This is a genomic window from Arabiibacter massiliensis (assembly GCF_902386925.1).
Taxonomy (GTDB): Bacteria; Actinomycetota; Coriobacteriia; order Coriobacteriales; family Eggerthellaceae; genus Arabiibacter; species Arabiibacter massiliensis.
In genome coordinates, this window is sequence record NZ_LR698996.1 from 1,316,107 (window position 1) to 1,332,119 (window position 16,013).

Consider the following 16,013-nt stretch of genomic DNA (forward strand, 5'->3'; position numbering starts at 1 on the left):
CGCTACCCCGCCGCCGCGCCGCCGCAATCCCTTGAAAGCGCATCGAGTGACGGTTCTGCGCAGGATTTCGTCATACGTCCAGAAGCATTGACTGCGTTAGCCCAGGTCGCGTTTCGTCACGGATCGCACGGCTCGCGCTCATCCTCCGATCGCGTTGTAAAAACAACAAAATCCTGCGCAGAACCGTCACAAGTGGTGCTTTCGCGAGGTTCCGGCAGCGAGACGATCACGGATGCATATCGAAGTAGCCGGTCTGGCCGCGCACCTGCCAGGCGCACACGGCGAGCGCGACCACGAAGAGCCCGCTCACGAGCGAGGTGAGGTCGCACGAACCCGCCGACACGCTGCTGGCGAGCGCCCACACGGTCAAGAGGGCGTCCACGAACGTGATCCAGAAGAACAGCGTGATGCGGCGCGGGTTGCGCGCGCCCCGGATGCCGAGCGCGCCGATGGCCAGGTTGAGCACCGCGCCCGCAAGCGCCATCGCGCCCACGACCGGCGCGTCGAAGGAAAGCGCGGCCCCGTCGGGCAGCTGGACGCCCAGCAGGTGGACGCCCCACAGCGCCGTGCCCAGCACGAGCTCCGCGAGGGCCCACACCACGACGAACAGGCACAGCCTGCGCAGCCACACCTGCCACGCCGTCATCGGCGCGCCGTCGTCGCCGATGGGCGCTCCAGCCGTCGCGGCACCTTCCGCCATGGGTCCTCCCTCGCCTCTCCTCGGTTCTTCCTCTGGGCATTGTACCAGGAAACGCCCTTCCGCCAACGAGTCCAAGGCCGGGCCGGGTGGAACGCGGCCGAAAAGTTTTTCTCAAAAAGCGCTTGACCGGCCGGACTGTTCTGTTAATATAGTCCTCGCACTTTTTCGGGGCCTTAGCTCAGCTGGGAGAGCGCATGGCTGGCAGCCATGAGGTCAGGGGTTCGATCCCCCTAGGCTCCACCACCTTGCCACGACGGACGCGGATTCGCGTCCGTCGTTTTTTATGCGGGCCTTCCCCGTTCGCCCCCGCTTCCTTCGCCCGATGCCCGCCTGCCGCGCGCGGCCGCCGCTTTCGTATGGTAAAGTTTCACCGAACCTGACGGGCCGTCGAAACGAGAGCATGCAGACCGGAGCCGAGTTGAGCCGAACGGGAACAAGCGCCGCCCTAGCCGATCGCCGCCGCGCGTCCTCGCGCCCGCTCGCGCGCGTCCTGCTCCTGATCGCGTGCGCGCTCGCGCTCCTCCTCTGCGCAGCGCCGTCCGCATTCGGCGACGAGACGTCCCCGTCCGCGCCGCGCGTCGTGAAGGTGGCGCTCTACGAGGACGGCGACTACCTGAAGCGCAACGACCGCGGCGAGCTCGAGGGGTACAACATCGAGTACCTCGACGAGATCGCGCGCTACGTCGATTGGACCTACGAATACGTGGAGTACCCCGGCTTCGAACCGGCGCTCGCCGCGATCGAGGCGGGCGAGGCCGACCTTCTGCCCCAGGTGTACCGCACCGACGAGCGCGCCGAGCGGATGGGCTTCTCCTCGTCGCCCATGTGCGAGATCTACACCACGCTCAACGTGCGCCTCGACGACACGCGCTACGCCTACGAGGACTTCTCCGCGTTCTCGGGCATGCGCGTGGGCGTGATCGCAGGCGGCCAGGACGCCGCCGCCTTCGTCCAGTACAGCGAGGACAACGGCTTCTCGGTGGACATCGTCGAATACGAGGCCACGGGCGAGCTGTTCGATGCGCTCGACGGGGGCGCGGTGGACGCCGCCGCCATCAGCCACCTCGGACGGAGCTCGCGCTTCCGCATGATAGCCCAGTTCGCGCCCGAGCCCGCCTACTTCGCCATCGCGCCCGGGCACAAGGAGGTGGCCGACGAGCTCGACCGGGCCATGGACCGTCTCGATCTGCGCGACCCCGACTTCGCCCCCTTGCTCTACGACCGCTATTTCGGCGTGAACACCGACCAGGACCCCGTGTTCACCGAGGAGGAGAGCGCCTACCTCGCGTCCGCGCCCGTCCTGCGCGTGGCCTACGACACCTTCCGCGCGCCGCTGTCCTTCCGCGACCCCCAGACCGGGGAGTTCGCCGGGGCGGCCTCGCTTCTGTTCGACGACATCTCCCGCGTCACCGGCCTGCGCTTCGAGTTCGTGCCCGTGGACCGGCACGACAAGGCCTTCGACCTGGTGCAAAACGGAGAAGCCGACCTCGTCTACGGCGTCGACCGCGACGCCGACCGCTCCGGCGAGCTGCTGTCCACGACGGGGCCCTACCTGCGCGACCCGATGGCCCTCATCGCGGGCGCGAACCCCGACGGCACGCGCATCGCCCTGCCGCGCGGCTTCGCCCTGGCGGGCCGGATGGCGCAGGGCGCGCACGCGGGCGACGAGGTGGTGCTCTTCGACACGCCCAAGGAATGCCTGAACGCCGTGCTGGACGGCCGGGCCGACATCGCCTACGCCGACACGCACGTGGCGAACTACCTTTTGGAGGAGTCGCAGTACGCGGGCCTGCGGGTGACCACCACCACGACGTACTACAACCATATGAGCATCGGCGTCTCGCGCGCGATGGACGAGCGGCTGGTCAGCATCCTCGACCGGTGCGTGCAGTACACCTCCGGCGGCGCGATGACCGCCTGGATCGCCCAGAGCTCCCTCAGCGCCCACCCCACGAGCCCCCTCGACTTCCTGCGCCAGTACCCGCTCCAGATCATCGCGGGCCTCGTGGCGCTGTTCGCCCTGCTTCTGGGCGCGGCCCTCTACGCGGGCATCACGAGGGAGCGCGCGGCGCGGCGCGTCAAGGAGCTTTCCTTCAGCGACCCTTTGACCGGGGGATGGAGCCTCGCGCGCTTCCGCACCGAGGCGGGCGCCCTCCTGGCCAACGCGCGCGACGGCTCCTACGCCATCGTCTACCTGGACGTGAAGCGCTTCAAGAGCTTCAACGCCGCGTTCGGCTACGGCGCCGGGGACGAGATGCTGCGCGCGCTGGACGGTGCCATCGGCGCGCTGGCCTGCGAAGACGAGCACTGGGCGCACGTGGTGGCCGACGAGTTCGTCATCCTGTCGCGCTGGAGGGGCTGGGACGACCTGCTCGAGCGGTTCGACGAGCTCGACCGGCGCTTCAACGGCGCCGACCCCCTCGCGCGGCTCTCTCACACGCTCATGCTGCAGGCCGGCGTCTGCGTGATCGAGCGGAGCCCCGAAACGCCGCGCATCGACGCGCAGTCGCTCATCGTGTTCATCGACAGCGCGCGCTACGCCCGCGACAGCATCGGAGAGGTGTCGCGCAGCGAGGCCGCGCTCTACTCGGCCGACATGAAGGAGCGCGACGTCGCCGAGCGGGCGCTCGTGGCCGCCGCGCGCGAGGGGCTCGAGCGGGGCGAGTTCACGGCGTTCTACCAGCCCAAGGTGGAGATCGCGACGAACCGCCTCGTGGGCTTCGAGGCGCTCGCCCGCTGGGAGTCGCCCGAGCGCGGCCTCGTGCCGCCCGACGAGTTCATCCCCCTGTTCGAGCGCACGGGGCTGGTGCGCGACCTCGATTTGCGCATGTTCAGGCGTGTCTGCGCGCGCATCCGCGAGCAGATCGACGCCGGCGAGCGCCCGCTGCCCATCGCCTGCAACTTCTCGCGGCTCCACCTGACGGACGACTCGTTCCCGGAGCGGGTGCGGGGCATCGCGGATGCATGCGGCGCGCCGGCGGGGCTTTTGGAGCTCGAATTGACGGAGGACCTCGTGATGGAGGATCCGAAGCGGGCGGAGCGCCAGTGCCAGCGGCTCAAGGACCTGGGCTTCCGCATCGCCATCGACGATTTCGGCAGCGGCTACTCGTCGCTCGGGACGCTGCAGAACCTGCCGATCGACGTGCTCAAGCTCGACCGCAGCTTCCTCATGAGCAGCGAGAGCGGGGAGCGCTGCCGGGCCGTGCTCGACGGCGTGGTGTCCATCGCGGACAGGCTCGACGTGGACGTGGTGGTGGAGGGCGTCGAGACGCGCGAGCAGGCGGCCATGCTCGTGCGCATGGACGAGCGCATCATCGCGCAGGGGTACTACTACTCGCGACCCGTGCCGCGCGCGGCCTCGGACGCGCAGTTCGCCGCCGGCTCCCTCGAGCCGAGCGGAAGCGCCTGATCGGCCGCGCAGCAAGGCGTCCGAATGCAACGGGGGCGGCTGCTCGTCGCAACCGCCCCCGTCTTCGTCATTCCGCGTTCTTCTCGGATGCGTAGAACGTCGCCGCGTCGAACACCTCGGTGATCGACTTCCCGTCCGCGAACGGCAGGGCCAGAAACTCGCTCACCGTCGGCACGAGCTCGCTCGCATCGACGTAGTGGCCCTTCTCGTTGAGCTTCGTCGTGTCCTGCGCCCGCCAGTACCGATCGTTCACGTCGGTGAGGTAGTACGTCGCGCCGTCGACCTCCATGTACACGGAGTGCTTCGCGTGCAGGTAAGTCGGCAGCTCGTCGAAGGATATCTCGAGCGCCTCCGCTGCTTTCGTTCCCATAGCGACCCTTTCATCCGGGAATACCTTGGGGCTTATCATAGCAAGAACTCCGAGCAGATGCATCGGCAAACGCAGATTCTCTCACGCGGTTTCGCCCGCGAAGAAGCGCTCGGCGATGCGCGCGGCCTCGGCGGCGTCCTTACCGTAGAAGTCCGCGCCGATCTGCGCCGCGTACTCGGGCGTGAGCACGGCGCCGCCCACGAACACCCGCGCCTCCGGGACGCGCTCGTGCACGAGGCGCACCGTCTCCTCCATCGCGCGCACCGTGGTGGTCATGAGCGCCGAGAGGCCCACGAGCCGCGCGCCGGTCTCCTCGAGCGCGCGCACGACGTCCTCGGGCGCGACATCGCGTCCCAGGTCGATGACGCGGAAGCCGTAGTTCTCCAGGAGCATCCGCACGATGTTCTTGCCGATGTCGTGGATGTCGCCTTTCACGGTGGCCACCACGATGGCCTTGCCGCCGTCGGCCTCGGGCCTGCCGCCTTGGCGCGCGCGGACGACGTCGAAGCCGGCCTTGACGGCCTCGGCCGAGGCCATGAGCTGCGGCAGGAAGAACGCGCCCCGCTCGAAGCGCTCCCCCACCTCGTCGAGCGCGGGGATGAACACGCCGTTCACCACGTCGAGGGGGTCGTGAGCCGCGAGCAGGCGCTCGGTCGCCTCAGGCATGGGTCCCTTGAGGCCGGACAGGATGAGGCGCACCGTCGCGCGCACGTCGTCCGCCGCGTCGGCGAGGGACGGCGGGACGGGGATGGCGCTGTCATCCTGAGCGGGAGAGCGGCCTCCTTTGTCATCCTGAGCGAGCGGAGCGAGTCGAAGGATCCCGTGCGGCGATAGCTGCGAATCCCCCGGCTGGCGCAGCGCGGGATCCTTCGACTCCGGAGCTGCGCTCCTCCGCTCAGGATGACAAAGGTACGGATCCTCGGCCCCCGCGTACTCCTCGATGAACGCGCGCGAGCCGGCGTCCTGGCCGCTGAGCACCTTGAAGGCGGCCACGACGTCGCGGTAGCGCGCCGAGAGCGGGTTCAGGATGGGCAGATCGAGCCCCGCGCCGAACGCCGCCGCCAGAAACGTCGCGTTCACGAGGCCGCGCTGCGGTAGGCCGAAGCTCACGTTGGACACGCCGAGCACGGTGCGCACGCCGAGGCGCTCCTTCACGAGGGAGACGGCGCGCAGGATCTCGCGCGCCTCGTCCTGGTTGGTGGCGGCCGCCATGACCAGGCAGTCCACGGCCACGTCCTCGCGCGGGATGCCGCGGCGGCCGGCCTCGGCCACGATGCGCTCGGCGATGGCGAAGCGTCCCTCGGCCGTGGGCGGGATGCCGTCCTCGTCGAGCGTGAGGGCGATCACGCCGCAGCCGTACTTCTTCACGAGGGGAAGCACCGCGTCCATGCTCTCGCGCGTGCCGTTCACGGAGTTGATCAGGGGTTTGCCGGCGTAGCCGCGCACGGCGGCCTCCACGGCGGCCGGATCGCTCGAGTCCACGACCAGCGGCAGCGTGACCGTGGCCTGCAGCTTCTCCACGGCGGCGCGCAGCACGGCGGGCTCGTCGAGCTCGGGCAGCCCCACGTTCACGTCGAGCACGTCGGCGCCGGCCTCCTGCTGGGCCACCGCCTCGCCCACCAGGTGGTCGAGGTCGCCGGCGCGCAGGGCCGCCTTGAGCTTCGGCTTGCCGGTGGGATTGATGCGCTCGCCGATCACGGCGATGCGCGACGCGCCGCGCGGCAGCACGACGGCCTCCTGCGCGCTCGCCACCACGAGGGCCTCCTCGCGCATGCGGGGCTCGGGCGCGCCGAGGCCGTCGACGAGGGCGCGCAGACGCTCGATGAACGCCGGCGACGTGCCGCAGCAGCCGCCCACCAGGCTCGCGCCCGCCTCCACGATGGCCGCCATCGAGCGCGCGAAGCCCTCGGGCTCCACGTCGTACACCGTCTGCCCGCCCTCCACGCGCGGCAGGCCGGCATTGGGCTGGGCCAGCACGGGGCAGCGGGCGAAACGGGCCGTCTCGCGCACGGCGGACACCAGCTGGTCGGGCCCGAGCGAGCAGTTGAGGCCCACGACGTGCGCGCCCATCGACGAGAGCACGGACGCCGCCACAGCCGGCGGCGTGCCGAGGAAGGTGCGGCCGTCCTCGCCGAACGTCATCGTCACCGCCGCGGGCAGGTCGCTGCGCTCCTTCGCGGCCAAAAGCGCCGCCTTCGCCTCGCGCAGATCGGCCATAGTCTCGATGAGCAGAAGGTCGCACCCTGCGGCCGTCGCGGCATCCACCTGCTCGGCGAACAGGCCGTACGCCTCCTCGAACGTGCAGGTGCCCAGGGGTTCCAAGAGCACGCCCAAGGGCCCGATGTCGCCTGCCACGTAGCGCGCCCCCGCCGCGCGGGCGCACGCCGCCGCGGCCTGGAACACCTCGGCCACCGTCGCGCGCCCTTCGAGCTTGCGCGCGTTCGCGCCGAACGTGTTGGTGGTGACCGCCTCGGCGCCGGCTGCCACGTAGTCCGCGTGGATGGCGGCGATGTCGTCCGGGTTCGTGAGGTTCAGAAGCTCCGGCAGCGCCCCGGCCTCGGCCAGGCCGCGCGCCTGCATCTGCGTGCCCATGGCCCCGTCGAACACGAGGAAGTCCTCGCCCCGCAATGCGCGCTCCAGATGGGCGTCCTTCACGCGCACGCCCACGAGCGCATCGATCGCCGTCGAATCAGCCATGGCAGGTCCTCCCCTTCTCCTTGAAGCCGCAGCGCCCCTCGAGCGGGCATGCCGCGCACTGCGCGTCCGCGCCCGCCCCCTGCGCCGGGCGCGGGTCGTCGAACAGGCCGATGACGGCCGTCACGCTCTTCGTGAGCACGAGCACGTCGCCCTCCGTGACGGAAAGCCCGATGCGCCGCGTCGCGTCGAGGGCGGCGAGGAACGCGGGCTGCACCGACAGCGGCAGGTCGCCGTAGCCGGGGCTGTAGCGAGAGCCCGCGAACAGGCCCCGCTCCCGCGCCTCGCGGGCGATGGCGGCATCGCAGGCCTCGGCCGCCGCCTCTGCGAGGGCAGAGGCCGCCGCGCCGTACATGAGCGCGTCGGCCGGGCTCACGGCCGCGTGCTTGCGAAGCTCGCGCTCGCTCGCCGCCCCCAGCGTGCACGCCATGAGCGCGACCTCGCACGCGCCGCGCAGGTGCCGGGCGATGTCGCGCCCCGGCAGCACGAGTCCGCAGCCCGCAAGCGCCACCTGGGGGTCCGGGTCGCCCTCGTCCCAGCGCGTGCGCGCCGCGTCCACGGGGAAGGCCGCGTGGACGTAGGCGGGATTCAACTCGAGTTCGCACGCGCGCGCGAGCTCCTCGAAGCGCGCGAGCAGTTCCCCGTCCACAATCTGGCCGGAATAGCCCAGGTAGCGCAGCGCCTCGTCGCGGTCGAGCGAGAGCCGGCCGGCCGCGCCCTCTGCCGGCGCGGGGCCGCCTATGCCCGCCATGCCGCGCGCAGCGCCGACACGTTCGCCTGGGCGATGTCGGGCTTGTTCATCGTGTAGACGTGAAGGCCGTCCACGCCGTGGGCTGCCAGGTCGCACAGCTGCTCGTTGGCGCGTTCGATGCCGGCGCGGCGCAGGTCATCCGGCGCGTGCTCGTGGCGCGCGATCATCTTCACGATGGCCGCGGGCAGCGACGCGCCGCACATGAACACCATGCGCTCGATCTGGGCCCGGCCGAGGATCGGCATGACGCCGCACGCGATGGGCGCCGTGATGCCGGCCGCCAGCGCGCGCTCCCAGAAGCGGTAGAAGCAGTCGTTGTCGAAGAACAGCTGCGTGATGAAGAACGAGGCGCCCGCGTCCTGCTTCTGCTTGAGGTGCTCGACGTTCGCGCACATGTCGTCGCAGGCGATGTGGCCTTCGGGGTAGGCCGCCGCACCCACGCAAAATCCCTCTTCCGCAAGGCATTCCACCAGGTCGCGCGCATAGCGGTACGGGCCGGGCGCATCCTCGCGCATCGCGTCGCCGCGCAGGGCGAGCACGTTTTCTATCCCGCGGCGCTTGAAGTCGTCCATGGCGCGGGCGAGTGACTCCTCCGTGGCCTCGGCGCAGGTGAGGTGCGCGACGGTCGGCACGTCGAAGTCGTCCTGGATCATCTGGGCCACGTCGGCGGTGGCCCCCTTGACCCCGGTGCCGCCCGCCGAGCACGTCACGCTGATGAAGTCGGGCACGAGGTCGGCCAGGCGCGCGGCCACGGCATGCGCGGCTTCCAGCGTGAGGTCGCCCTTCGGCGGGAATATCTCGAACGAGACGGGTTGCCGGCCCTCGGCGCGCGCGGCGCGGTATATGTCGAGCACGGTGCTCATGGGCCCATTATACGGAAGCGCGGCCCGGCCGGGCGTCCGCGCCGGCCGGGCCGCAAAATCGCCATGCGAACGGACGGCTAGCCGCGCAGGCTGCGCAGCGTTCCCTTCGGCATGAAGGTGAGGATGGCGCCCGCCACGCACAGGAGGAACACGATGCCCGCCGCGAGCCACGACGCCTCGGCCACATGCACGCCCACGCCGACGAGCGCCCAGAGGAACACGATCTGGAAGAAGTTGTCGCCGTAGGCCCGCTTCATGGCGAAGCCGAGCGCGAGCACGCCCGCCGTGAGCACGATGGCCCCGAGCGCGCCCAGAAACGGCAGGCCGCCGCCCGTGACGCGCTCGACGAGGATGGCCAGGTTGGCGAGCGTCGCCACCGTGATCCATGCCGCGTAGAGGGAGATGGGGATCCACTCCGAGCCGCGCTTGGCCCAGCGCCGCACGCTCAGGTAGAGGGCGGCGAGCACCGCCCACTCCGCCAGGATCACGATGAAGCCGATGCCCACCTGGTTGAAGTGCCACAGCGCCAGCCACAGCACGTTGAGCACGCAGCTGGCGATGAACAGCACAGACGTGGCCGTGAAGCGCTTTGGACGCGTGGGCGCCGTGCGCGTGTAGGCGACGAGCCACACGATGTTCGCCACGTAGATGAGCGACCAGATGGAGAACACGTAGCCGGCAGGCGCGAACCACGTGTACGCGCCGCCGTACGCCACCGACGCCGACGTGTTGTTCCCCACCTGGCCTCCCTCTATGACGACGTTTCCGAGCAGGGTGAGCGCGTAGACCACCCACATCGTGACGACCTCAGGGGTCAGGTAGCCGCCGCGCTCGAGCTTGCGGCCCGTCTTCGTGCCGCGGGCGCGCTGCACGACGCCGGGGGCGGCCGTCGCGCGATACGCATGATTGGGCATGATGCACCTCGCTTTCGTAGTTGGGTGCCTTGAGTGTAGCCCCGCGCGAGGCGGAAACCCGTTACGGGAGATTCGCAGTCCGCAATCGCTTCGGCGCAGATGGGAAGCGCGTTTGTAAGGGATGAGACTCAGCGTCATCCTGAGCGAGCGACCCCCTTGCGTCATCCTGAGCGAGCAGGACAAAAAAGTGAAAGAGTCGCTGAGGCGGGATAACGCCCCATTGCACCCGCAGCAGGCGGATGCTTCTGCACGACACAAAAACCGGCCGGTTTGGCACAAGGTTGTCTGCTCGTCATCGTGCTGGCAAAATCTGACCTGGGAAAATACTACTCCGACCTTGTTTGGTGCCGCTTGGTCATTCTCCGAGGAAGCGATTTCGTGCCAAACCGGCGGGTTTTTGTGTCGTGGGCCCAGCGTGCCGATCGCGCCCCTGCCGTCGCCGCATGGGGTCCTTCGACCCCAGCGGGCTTATGCCGCCTCCGCTCAAGATGGCATGGCGCGTCTGCGCGCCTATGAGCACGCTCGACTGCGCATCAGGAAATGCGGATGCGGAGGTAGTCGCCGGGGGCGAGGGACGCATCGGCCTCGAAGGCGTAGCGCTCGGCAGAGCGGTTCGCCACAGCGACGGGCACCGGCGCGGGCGCGGGATCGAGCTCGTCGGCCTTGGGCAACCACGCGAGGTTGCGCACTTGCACCTGCGAGACGGGGCGGCGGGGGCTGAGCGCTTCCAGCTGGTCGCCCTCGCAGAAGCGGTTGTGGCAGACGGCCTCCACGCGCCACGCTGCCGCGCCGGACGGCTCACACGCGGTCACAGTAGCCGCGTGCAGGCACTCCTTCACGTAGCCGTCGCGCTCGGGCGTCTGCTCGGCGCGGCCGTAGTAGAAACCGGTTGAGTACGGGCGATGCGAGATGGTGAGCAGCTCCGGCGCCACCACGGCCGGGTCGGCGCCGTCGAGCACGGCGCGGTAGGCGTGCACCACGGTGGCCACGTAGAACGCCTTCTTGTTGCGCCCTTCTATCTTGAGCGAGTCCACGCCGGCGGCCACGAGGTCGTCCAAGTGCGCGAGCATGTTGAGATCCTGCGCGTTCATGACGTAGGTGCCGCGCACGTCCTCCTCCACCGGGTAGAACTCGCCGGGGCGCTGCTCCTCCACCAGCGCGTAGCTCCACCGACACGGCTGCGCGCAGTGCCCCTTGTTGCCCGAGCGGCCGGCCATCGCTGAGCTCAAGAGGCAGCGCCCCGACACGGCCATGCACATGGCGCCGTGCACGAACGCCTCCAGCTCCAGCTCGCGCGGGGCGTCGGCGCGCATGCGGGCGATGTCGGCCACGCTCATCTCGCGGGCGCACACCACGCGGCTCGCGCCCAGTTCGTGCCACATGCGGGCGGCCTCGGCGTTCATGACGCCGGCCTGCGTGCTCACGTGCAGCTCGACGTGCGGCGCGTGCTTGCGCGCGAGCGAGAACGCGCCGAGGTCGCTCACGATGAGCGCGTCGACCTGCGCCTCGTCGAGCGCCTCCAGGTACGCGGGCAGCGCGGCCAGATCGTCCGCGTCCATGAGGGCGTTCACAGCCGCGTAGGCCTTCGAGCCGGCCGCATGCGCGCAGGCCACGGCCGCAGGCACGTCGTCGAGCGCGAAGTTCGAGGCGCGCTGGCGCAGCCCGAAGCGGTCGCAGGCGAAGTACACCGCATCCGCCCCGAAGCGCACCGCCGCCTCCAACTGCGCCCGCCCGCCTGCCGGCGCAAGAAGTTCGGGGAGATGTGTCGTTCGATTTCGCATGCGCCGTATTGTAGCGCAGGATGGCGACGTTGCGGCCCCGCCGCCAAGGGCCCGAGCAGAAAAGGAGGCCCCTCCTGTAACTTTTCGCCAGCAATGCACAAATCGCTACCATGAGAGCAGCATATCGACCAGGCGTTCTCCCAACGAGGCCTCCCCTGGTCGTGTGAAATGCGGCCTTTCGCTCCTCCAATTCATGCATTGTCGTAAAAAACTTACCTGAGAGGCCGCGATTCCTGCTTCGTCATGATTGCAGGCTTCGTTATGAGAGGGTTTTCCAAGCGCCAACCGGAAAACTCTTCCTTTTTGAAAGTTTTCCGGTTGGCTTCCGGAAAACTTCGACGAAAAAAAGGGAGGGCGGCCCGACGGGCCGCCCTTCGCGTGCGCATACTTTGACGCCGCCCTACCCCTCGTAGGTCACGCGGGCGCCTTGGGGGGTGTCCTCGATGGTGAAGCCGAGGCCGCACAGGCCGTCGCGCACCGCGTCGGCGCGGGCCCAGTCCTTGGCGGCGCGGGCGTCGGCGCGGGCGGCCAGGAGGGCGTCCACGGCCCCCGCGGGGTCGGCGCCTTCGTAGCCCGCCACGTCGGCGGCCAACGCCACGACCTCGGCCGGGTAGGCGCACGCGCCCTCGGCCTCCTCCGCCGCGGCCTCCACGTCGATGCCGAATACGCCCATGAGCTCCACGATGAGCGCCCGGGCGTCGCGCACGGGCGGCACGTCGGACAGCGACAGCGTCTTGCCCGCCGTCTGCGCGTTCACATCGGCGATGAAGTCGAACACCTCGCCGAGCGCCTTGCACGTGTTGAAGTCGTCGTCCATGGCCAGGATGAAGCCCATCTTCGCCTGGCGCGTGCGGTCCATGAGCGCGCGCAGGTCGAGAGGCGAGGGGATGTCCTCGGCGTTCGCGAGCAGCCAGTCGAGGTTCCTCACCGCGTTCTCGATGCGGCAGAGCGCGGCGGCCGCCTCGGCCAGGCGCTCGTCGGAGAAGTCGAGGGGCGAGCGGTAGTGCGTCTGCAGCATGAGGAAGCGCAGCACCTCGGGGCGCGTGACCTCCAGAACCTCGCGCAAGAGCTTGAAGTTGCCGAGCGACTTGCTCATCTTCTCGGAGTTGATCTGCAGCATGCCGCCGTGCATCCAGTGGTTCGCGAACGTGCAGCCGCACGCGGCCTCGCTCTGGGCGCGCTCGTTCTCGTGGTGCGGGAACACGAGGTCGCCGCCGCCGCCGTGGATGTCGAACGGCAGCCCCAGGTACTTGCGCGACATGGCCGAGCACTCGATGTGCCAGCCCGGACGGCCCATGCCCCACGGCGACTCCCACGCCGGCTCGCCGGGCTTGGCGGCCTTCCACAACGCGAAGTCGAGCGGGTCGCGCTTGCGGTCCTCCACGCCCTTGCCGTCGGCGCGCAGCTCGCGGTGGCCACCTTCCATCTCGTCGACGTTGCGGCCCGAGAGCGCCCCGTAGTCGGAGAACGAGCGCACGCTGAAGTACACGTCGCCCTCCACCTCGTAGGCGTGCCCGCCGTCCATGAGCTCGCTGATGAGCGCGATCATCTCGGGGATCTCCTCGGTGGCCTTCGGGCGGATGTCGGGGTCGAGCACGTTCGCGCGGCGCATGTCCTCGATGAACGCGTCGGTGTACTCGGCGGCCACCTCGGCGGCCGGGCGGCCCTCCTCGAGCGCCTTGCCGATGATCTTGTCGTCGACGTCGGTGACGTTCTGCACGAACTTCACGTCGAAGCCGCGCCACATGAGGTAGCGGCGGATGTTGTCGAAGCTGATGAACGTGCGCGCGTTGCCCACGTGGATGTAGTTGTACACGGTGGGGCCGCACACGTACATGCCGACCTTGCCGCGCTCGAGCGTCTCGAAGTCCACCTTCTCGCGGACCTTGGTATCGTAGAGCCTGATCATAGGGTATCCTCGCATCCTGCCTGTCCGAAACGCCGCCCCGTGCGGGCGCACGTCAACCTGAAATTCTAGCACAGCGGCCGGCGTCCGGGAAAACGCCTCGGCCCGCGCCGTAGGGCAAGGGCCCTGCCCTTGCCCTACGGCGCGATGCTAGCTACATCGACAGAGCAGGCACACGGCGGTGGCCGAGATGCCCTCTTCCCGGCCTTCGAAGCCCAGATGCTCGGTGGTGGTGGCCTTCACGCCCACGTTCTCAACGGGAATGCCCATGGCGGCGGCCAGGTTCGCGCGCATGGCGTCGCGATGCGGCGAGAGCTTCGGCGCCTGCGCGGCGATCACGCTGTCCACGTCGAGGATGGCGTAGCCCTCCGCGCGCACCTTGTCGGCCACGGCGGCCAAGAGCTTGAGCGAGTCGGCATCCTTGAAAGCCGGGTCGGTGTCGGGAAACAGCTTCCCGATGTCGCCCCCGCGGATGCCGCCCAAGAGGGCGTCGGATATCGCATGCGCCAGCACGTCCGCGTCCGAATGCCCCAAGAGCCCCTTCGCATGCGGTATGTCCACACCCCCCAGGATGAGCTTCCGTCCCTCCGCGAACGCATGCACATCATACCCCTGCCCGATACGCAGGTTGGCAGGGTTAAACGCGCCCGTCATTCCGGGTTCCCCTTCATATACATGGTCCTCACGGCAGCCGCCAGCATGAGGTAGTCCTCGGGCACGGTGAGCTTGATGTTGTCGCGCTTGCCCTCCACCACGAGCACGCGCCCGCCCAGCCTCTCGATCAAAGACGAGTCGTCGGTGCCCATGAAGCCGTCGGAGAGCGCCGAGGCGTGCGCGCGGCGGTAGATGCCGGCGCGGAACACCTGCGGCGTCTGCGCGTTCCAGAACACGCGGCGGTCGGGCGTGCCCACGATCACGCCGTTCTCCACCACCTTGAGCGTGTCGACGGCCGGATGCGCCACCACGGCGCCGTCGCAGTCGATGTTGCCCTTGAGCGTGGCGATGGCGTGCCCGATGAGCTCCGGCGAGATGAGCGGGCGCGCGCCGTCGTGCAGGATGACGTACTCGTAGTCGTCGGGCACGTACTCGAGGCCCGAGAACGCCGATTCCTGGCGGCTGGGGCCGGAGGGCGCCACCACCACGGGCGTGACGAACGGGAACGGGTCGATGGCGCGCTTGAGGTACTCGGAGCAGCGCTCCTCGGGGCACACGATCACGATGAGCCCGATGTCGCCTACCGCGTCGAAAGCCTCGGCCGACCAGGTGAGGATGGGCTTGCCCGCGATCTCAACCAGCTGCTTGCCGCCCTCCTTGCCGAAGCGCTCCCCCGTGCCGCCGGCCAGGATGATGGCCGCGGTCTGCGGGTTCTTGTCCACCTCGCCCTTGAGGCCCCCCATCGCCTGCGTGAGCGTGTCCAGGTCGAGGTCGTCCATGGCGAGCTCCGGGGCGCCGAGCACCGCCGAAGAGAACACCGGGTCGATTGTCTGCGTCATAGGGCCTTCCTCTCCGCCTTGTGTTGTCTTGCCGCCCCGCCTGCCGCCGCCACGCGCCTAGTCCCGCTCGTCCGGCCGGCGCACGGTGATCTCCTGCGCCTTCAGCGACACGCGCGAATGCGGGGGGATGGACGAGGTGACGAACGCGGAGCCGGCTATGACCGACCCGGCCCCGATCACCGTCTCCCCGCCGAGCACCGAGGCGTTGGAGTAGATGGTCACGTCGTCCTCGATGGTGGGATGGCGCCGCACCCCGGCGAGCCGCTGCCCGCCGCGCGTGGACAGCGCGCCGAGCGTCACGCCCTGGTAGAGCTTCACACGGTCGCCGATGACCGTGGTCTCGCCGATGACCACGCCCGTGCCGTGGTCGATGAAGAAATACTCGCCGATCTGGGCGCCGGCGCCGATGTCGATGCCCGTGCCGCTGTGCGCGAGCTCCGTCATGACGCGCGGGATGATGGGCACGTCCTGCTGGTAGAGCACGTGCGCGATGCGGTACACGTAGATGGCGTACAGGCCCGGGTACGTGAAGATGACCTCCTCCTTCGAGCCGGCCGCCGGGTCGCCGTCGTAGAGCGCCTGCACGTCGGTGAGCAGCACCCGCTGGATGCTGGGAAGCTGGTCGAAGAACGCGGTGCACACCTCGGAGGCGCGCTCGCAGATGTGCTCGGGCGTGCCGCCGCACAGCGATCGCGCCGGATCGGCCTCCTCGGCGTCGCGGTCGTCGGAGGCGTACGCGAGCGCGAGGATGATCTGCTCGCGCAGCACCCGCTCGATCTGGATGAGCGTCTCGCCGATGAAGTATTCAGGGCTCGTGGACGGCGTGAGCATCTCATCGCCGAAGTAGCCGGGGAACAGCACCCGGCGCAGGTCCTTGAGCACCCACTTCACGGCCGATCGGCTGGGGTACCGCCGCCCGGGCTTCGTGAAGAATATCTCGTCGGCCTCGTAGTTCTTCTCGATGCCCTTCACGATGCGATCGAGGTTATCTCCGAACATGGAACCTCCTGTAGTGAAATGGTTGAGCGACGTTCCCAGTATACGACAAATGCGGGCCCAAGACGCAGGAAACCCCTGCTCCCTGGGCTTCGTATTCGACCCGGGGAGGCAGGGGCTCTCTAAGAGGCGATTG

At 69.2% G+C, this 16,013-nt stretch carries 12 protein-coding genes and 1 tRNA gene; 2 read left to right on the forward strand and 11 right to left on the reverse strand.

Going from position 1 to position 16,013, the window contains the following annotated elements:
* Positions 1–226: 226 nt before the first annotated feature.
* Entirely contained in the window at positions 227–700 is a 474-nt protein-coding gene (locus tag FX134_RS05770) for a hypothetical protein (RefSeq protein WP_080798926.1), read from the reverse strand.
* A gap of 167 nt (positions 701–867) precedes the next feature.
* Here FX134_RS05770 and FX134_RS05775 point away from each other — a divergent pair.
* Both FX134_RS05775 and FX134_RS05780 read left to right on the forward strand, forming a co-directional pair.
* Positions 868–943, forward strand: a tRNA-Ala gene (locus tag FX134_RS05775).
* A 157-nt stretch (positions 944–1,100) separates the two neighbouring features.
* Positions 1,101–4,109, forward strand: coding sequence for an EAL domain-containing protein (locus tag FX134_RS05780; protein WP_080798930.1), 3,009 nt, complete (start codon positions 1,101–1,103; stop codon positions 4,107–4,109).
* Between the two features lie 67 nt (positions 4,110–4,176).
* On the opposite strand, the gene FX134_RS05785 is transcribed toward FX134_RS05780, so the two are convergent.
* The 10 genes from FX134_RS05785 to FX134_RS05830 form a co-directional block, all read right to left on the reverse strand.
* Positions 4,177–4,479, reverse strand: coding sequence for a CDP-alcohol phosphatidyltransferase (locus FX134_RS05785; RefSeq protein WP_080798934.1), 303 nt, complete (start codon positions 4,477–4,479; stop codon positions 4,177–4,179).
* A gap of 81 nt (positions 4,480–4,560) precedes the next feature.
* Entirely contained in the window at positions 4,561–7,176 is a 2,616-nt protein-coding gene (locus FX134_RS05790) for a homocysteine S-methyltransferase family protein (protein ID WP_080798939.1), read from the reverse strand.
* A complete protein-coding gene (locus FX134_RS05795) occupies positions 7,169–7,924 on the reverse strand; it encodes a hypothetical protein (protein WP_080798942.1) in 756 nt (251 codons plus the stop codon). The genes FX134_RS05790 and FX134_RS05795 overlap by 8 nt, the downstream gene beginning before the upstream one ends.
* Entirely contained in the window at positions 7,912–8,787 is an 876-nt protein-coding gene (locus tag FX134_RS05800; RefSeq protein WP_080798944.1) for a methylenetetrahydrofolate reductase, read from the reverse strand. The genes FX134_RS05795 and FX134_RS05800 overlap by 13 nt, the downstream gene beginning before the upstream one ends.
* Before the next feature lie 77 nt (positions 8,788–8,864).
* Positions 8,865–9,701 (reverse strand): TspO/MBR family protein, encoded by an 837-nt coding sequence (locus FX134_RS05805; protein ID WP_080798947.1) that lies wholly within the window; start codon positions 9,699–9,701, stop codon positions 8,865–8,867.
* A gap of 533 nt (positions 9,702–10,234) precedes the next feature.
* A complete protein-coding gene (locus tag FX134_RS05810) occupies positions 10,235–11,482 on the reverse strand; it encodes a peptidase U32 family protein (RefSeq protein WP_080798957.1) in 1,248 nt (415 codons plus the stop codon).
* 400 nt (positions 11,483–11,882) lie between these two features.
* On the reverse strand, positions 11,883–13,391 hold the full coding sequence (gene cysS / locus FX134_RS05815) for a cysteine--tRNA ligase (RefSeq protein WP_080798962.1): 1,509 nt from the start codon (positions 13,389–13,391) through the stop codon (positions 11,883–11,885).
* A gap of 147 nt (positions 13,392–13,538) precedes the next feature.
* Positions 13,539–14,042, reverse strand: a complete 504-nt coding sequence (gene ispF, locus FX134_RS05820; protein ID WP_080798966.1) for a 2-C-methyl-D-erythritol 2,4-cyclodiphosphate synthase — start codon at positions 14,040–14,042, stop codon at positions 13,539–13,541.
* Complete coding sequence (gene ispD / locus FX134_RS05825) at positions 14,039–14,881, reverse strand: 2-C-methyl-D-erythritol 4-phosphate cytidylyltransferase (protein WP_080798969.1); 843 nt, start codon at positions 14,879–14,881, stop codon at positions 14,039–14,041. The genes ispF and ispD overlap by 4 nt, the downstream gene beginning before the upstream one ends.
* Positions 14,882–14,938: 57 nt before the next feature.
* Positions 14,939–15,880, reverse strand: coding sequence for a serine O-acetyltransferase (locus tag FX134_RS05830; protein WP_080798973.1), 942 nt, complete (start codon positions 15,878–15,880; stop codon positions 14,939–14,941).
* Between the last annotated feature and the right edge of the window lie 133 nt (positions 15,881–16,013).

What these genes read in the sequence shown, in the direction of transcription:
- FX134_RS05770 (WP_080798926.1), bottom strand. Translation starts at nt 700, where the DNA reads ATGGCGGAAGGTGCCGCGACGGCTGGAGCGCCCATCGGCGACGACGGC.
- FX134_RS05780 (WP_080798930.1), top strand. Translation starts at nt 1,101, where the DNA reads ATGCAGACCGGAGCCGAGTTGAGCCGAACGGGAACAAGCGCCGCCCTA.
- FX134_RS05785 (WP_080798934.1), bottom strand. Translation starts at nt 4,479, where the DNA reads ATGGGAACGAAAGCAGCGGAGGCGCTCGAGATATCCTTCGACGAGCTG.
- FX134_RS05790 (WP_080798939.1), bottom strand. Translation starts at nt 7,176, where the DNA reads ATGGCTGATTCGACGGCGATCGATGCGCTCGTGGGCGTGCGCGTGAAG.
- FX134_RS05795 (WP_080798942.1), bottom strand. Translation starts at nt 7,924, where the DNA reads ATGGCGGGCATAGGCGGCCCCGCGCCGGCAGAGGGCGCGGCCGGCCGG.
- FX134_RS05800 (WP_080798944.1), bottom strand. Translation starts at nt 8,787, where the DNA reads ATGAGCACCGTGCTCGACATATACCGCGCCGCGCGCGCCGAGGGCCGG.
- FX134_RS05805 (WP_080798947.1), bottom strand. Translation starts at nt 9,701, where the DNA reads ATGCCCAATCATGCGTATCGCGCGACGGCCGCCCCCGGCGTCGTGCAG.
- FX134_RS05810 (WP_080798957.1), bottom strand. Translation starts at nt 11,482, where the DNA reads ATGCGAAATCGAACGACACATCTCCCCGAACTTCTTGCGCCGGCAGGC.
- cysS (WP_080798962.1), bottom strand. Translation starts at nt 13,391, where the DNA reads ATGATCAGGCTCTACGATACCAAGGTCCGCGAGAAGGTGGACTTCGAG.
- ispF (WP_080798966.1), bottom strand. Translation starts at nt 14,042, where the DNA reads ATGACGGGCGCGTTTAACCCTGCCAACCTGCGTATCGGGCAGGGGTAT.
- ispD (WP_080798969.1), bottom strand. Translation starts at nt 14,881, where the DNA reads ATGACGCAGACAATCGACCCGGTGTTCTCTTCGGCGGTGCTCGGCGCC.
- FX134_RS05830 (WP_080798973.1), bottom strand. Translation starts at nt 15,880, where the DNA reads ATGTTCGGAGATAACCTCGATCGCATCGTGAAGGGCATCGAGAAGAAC.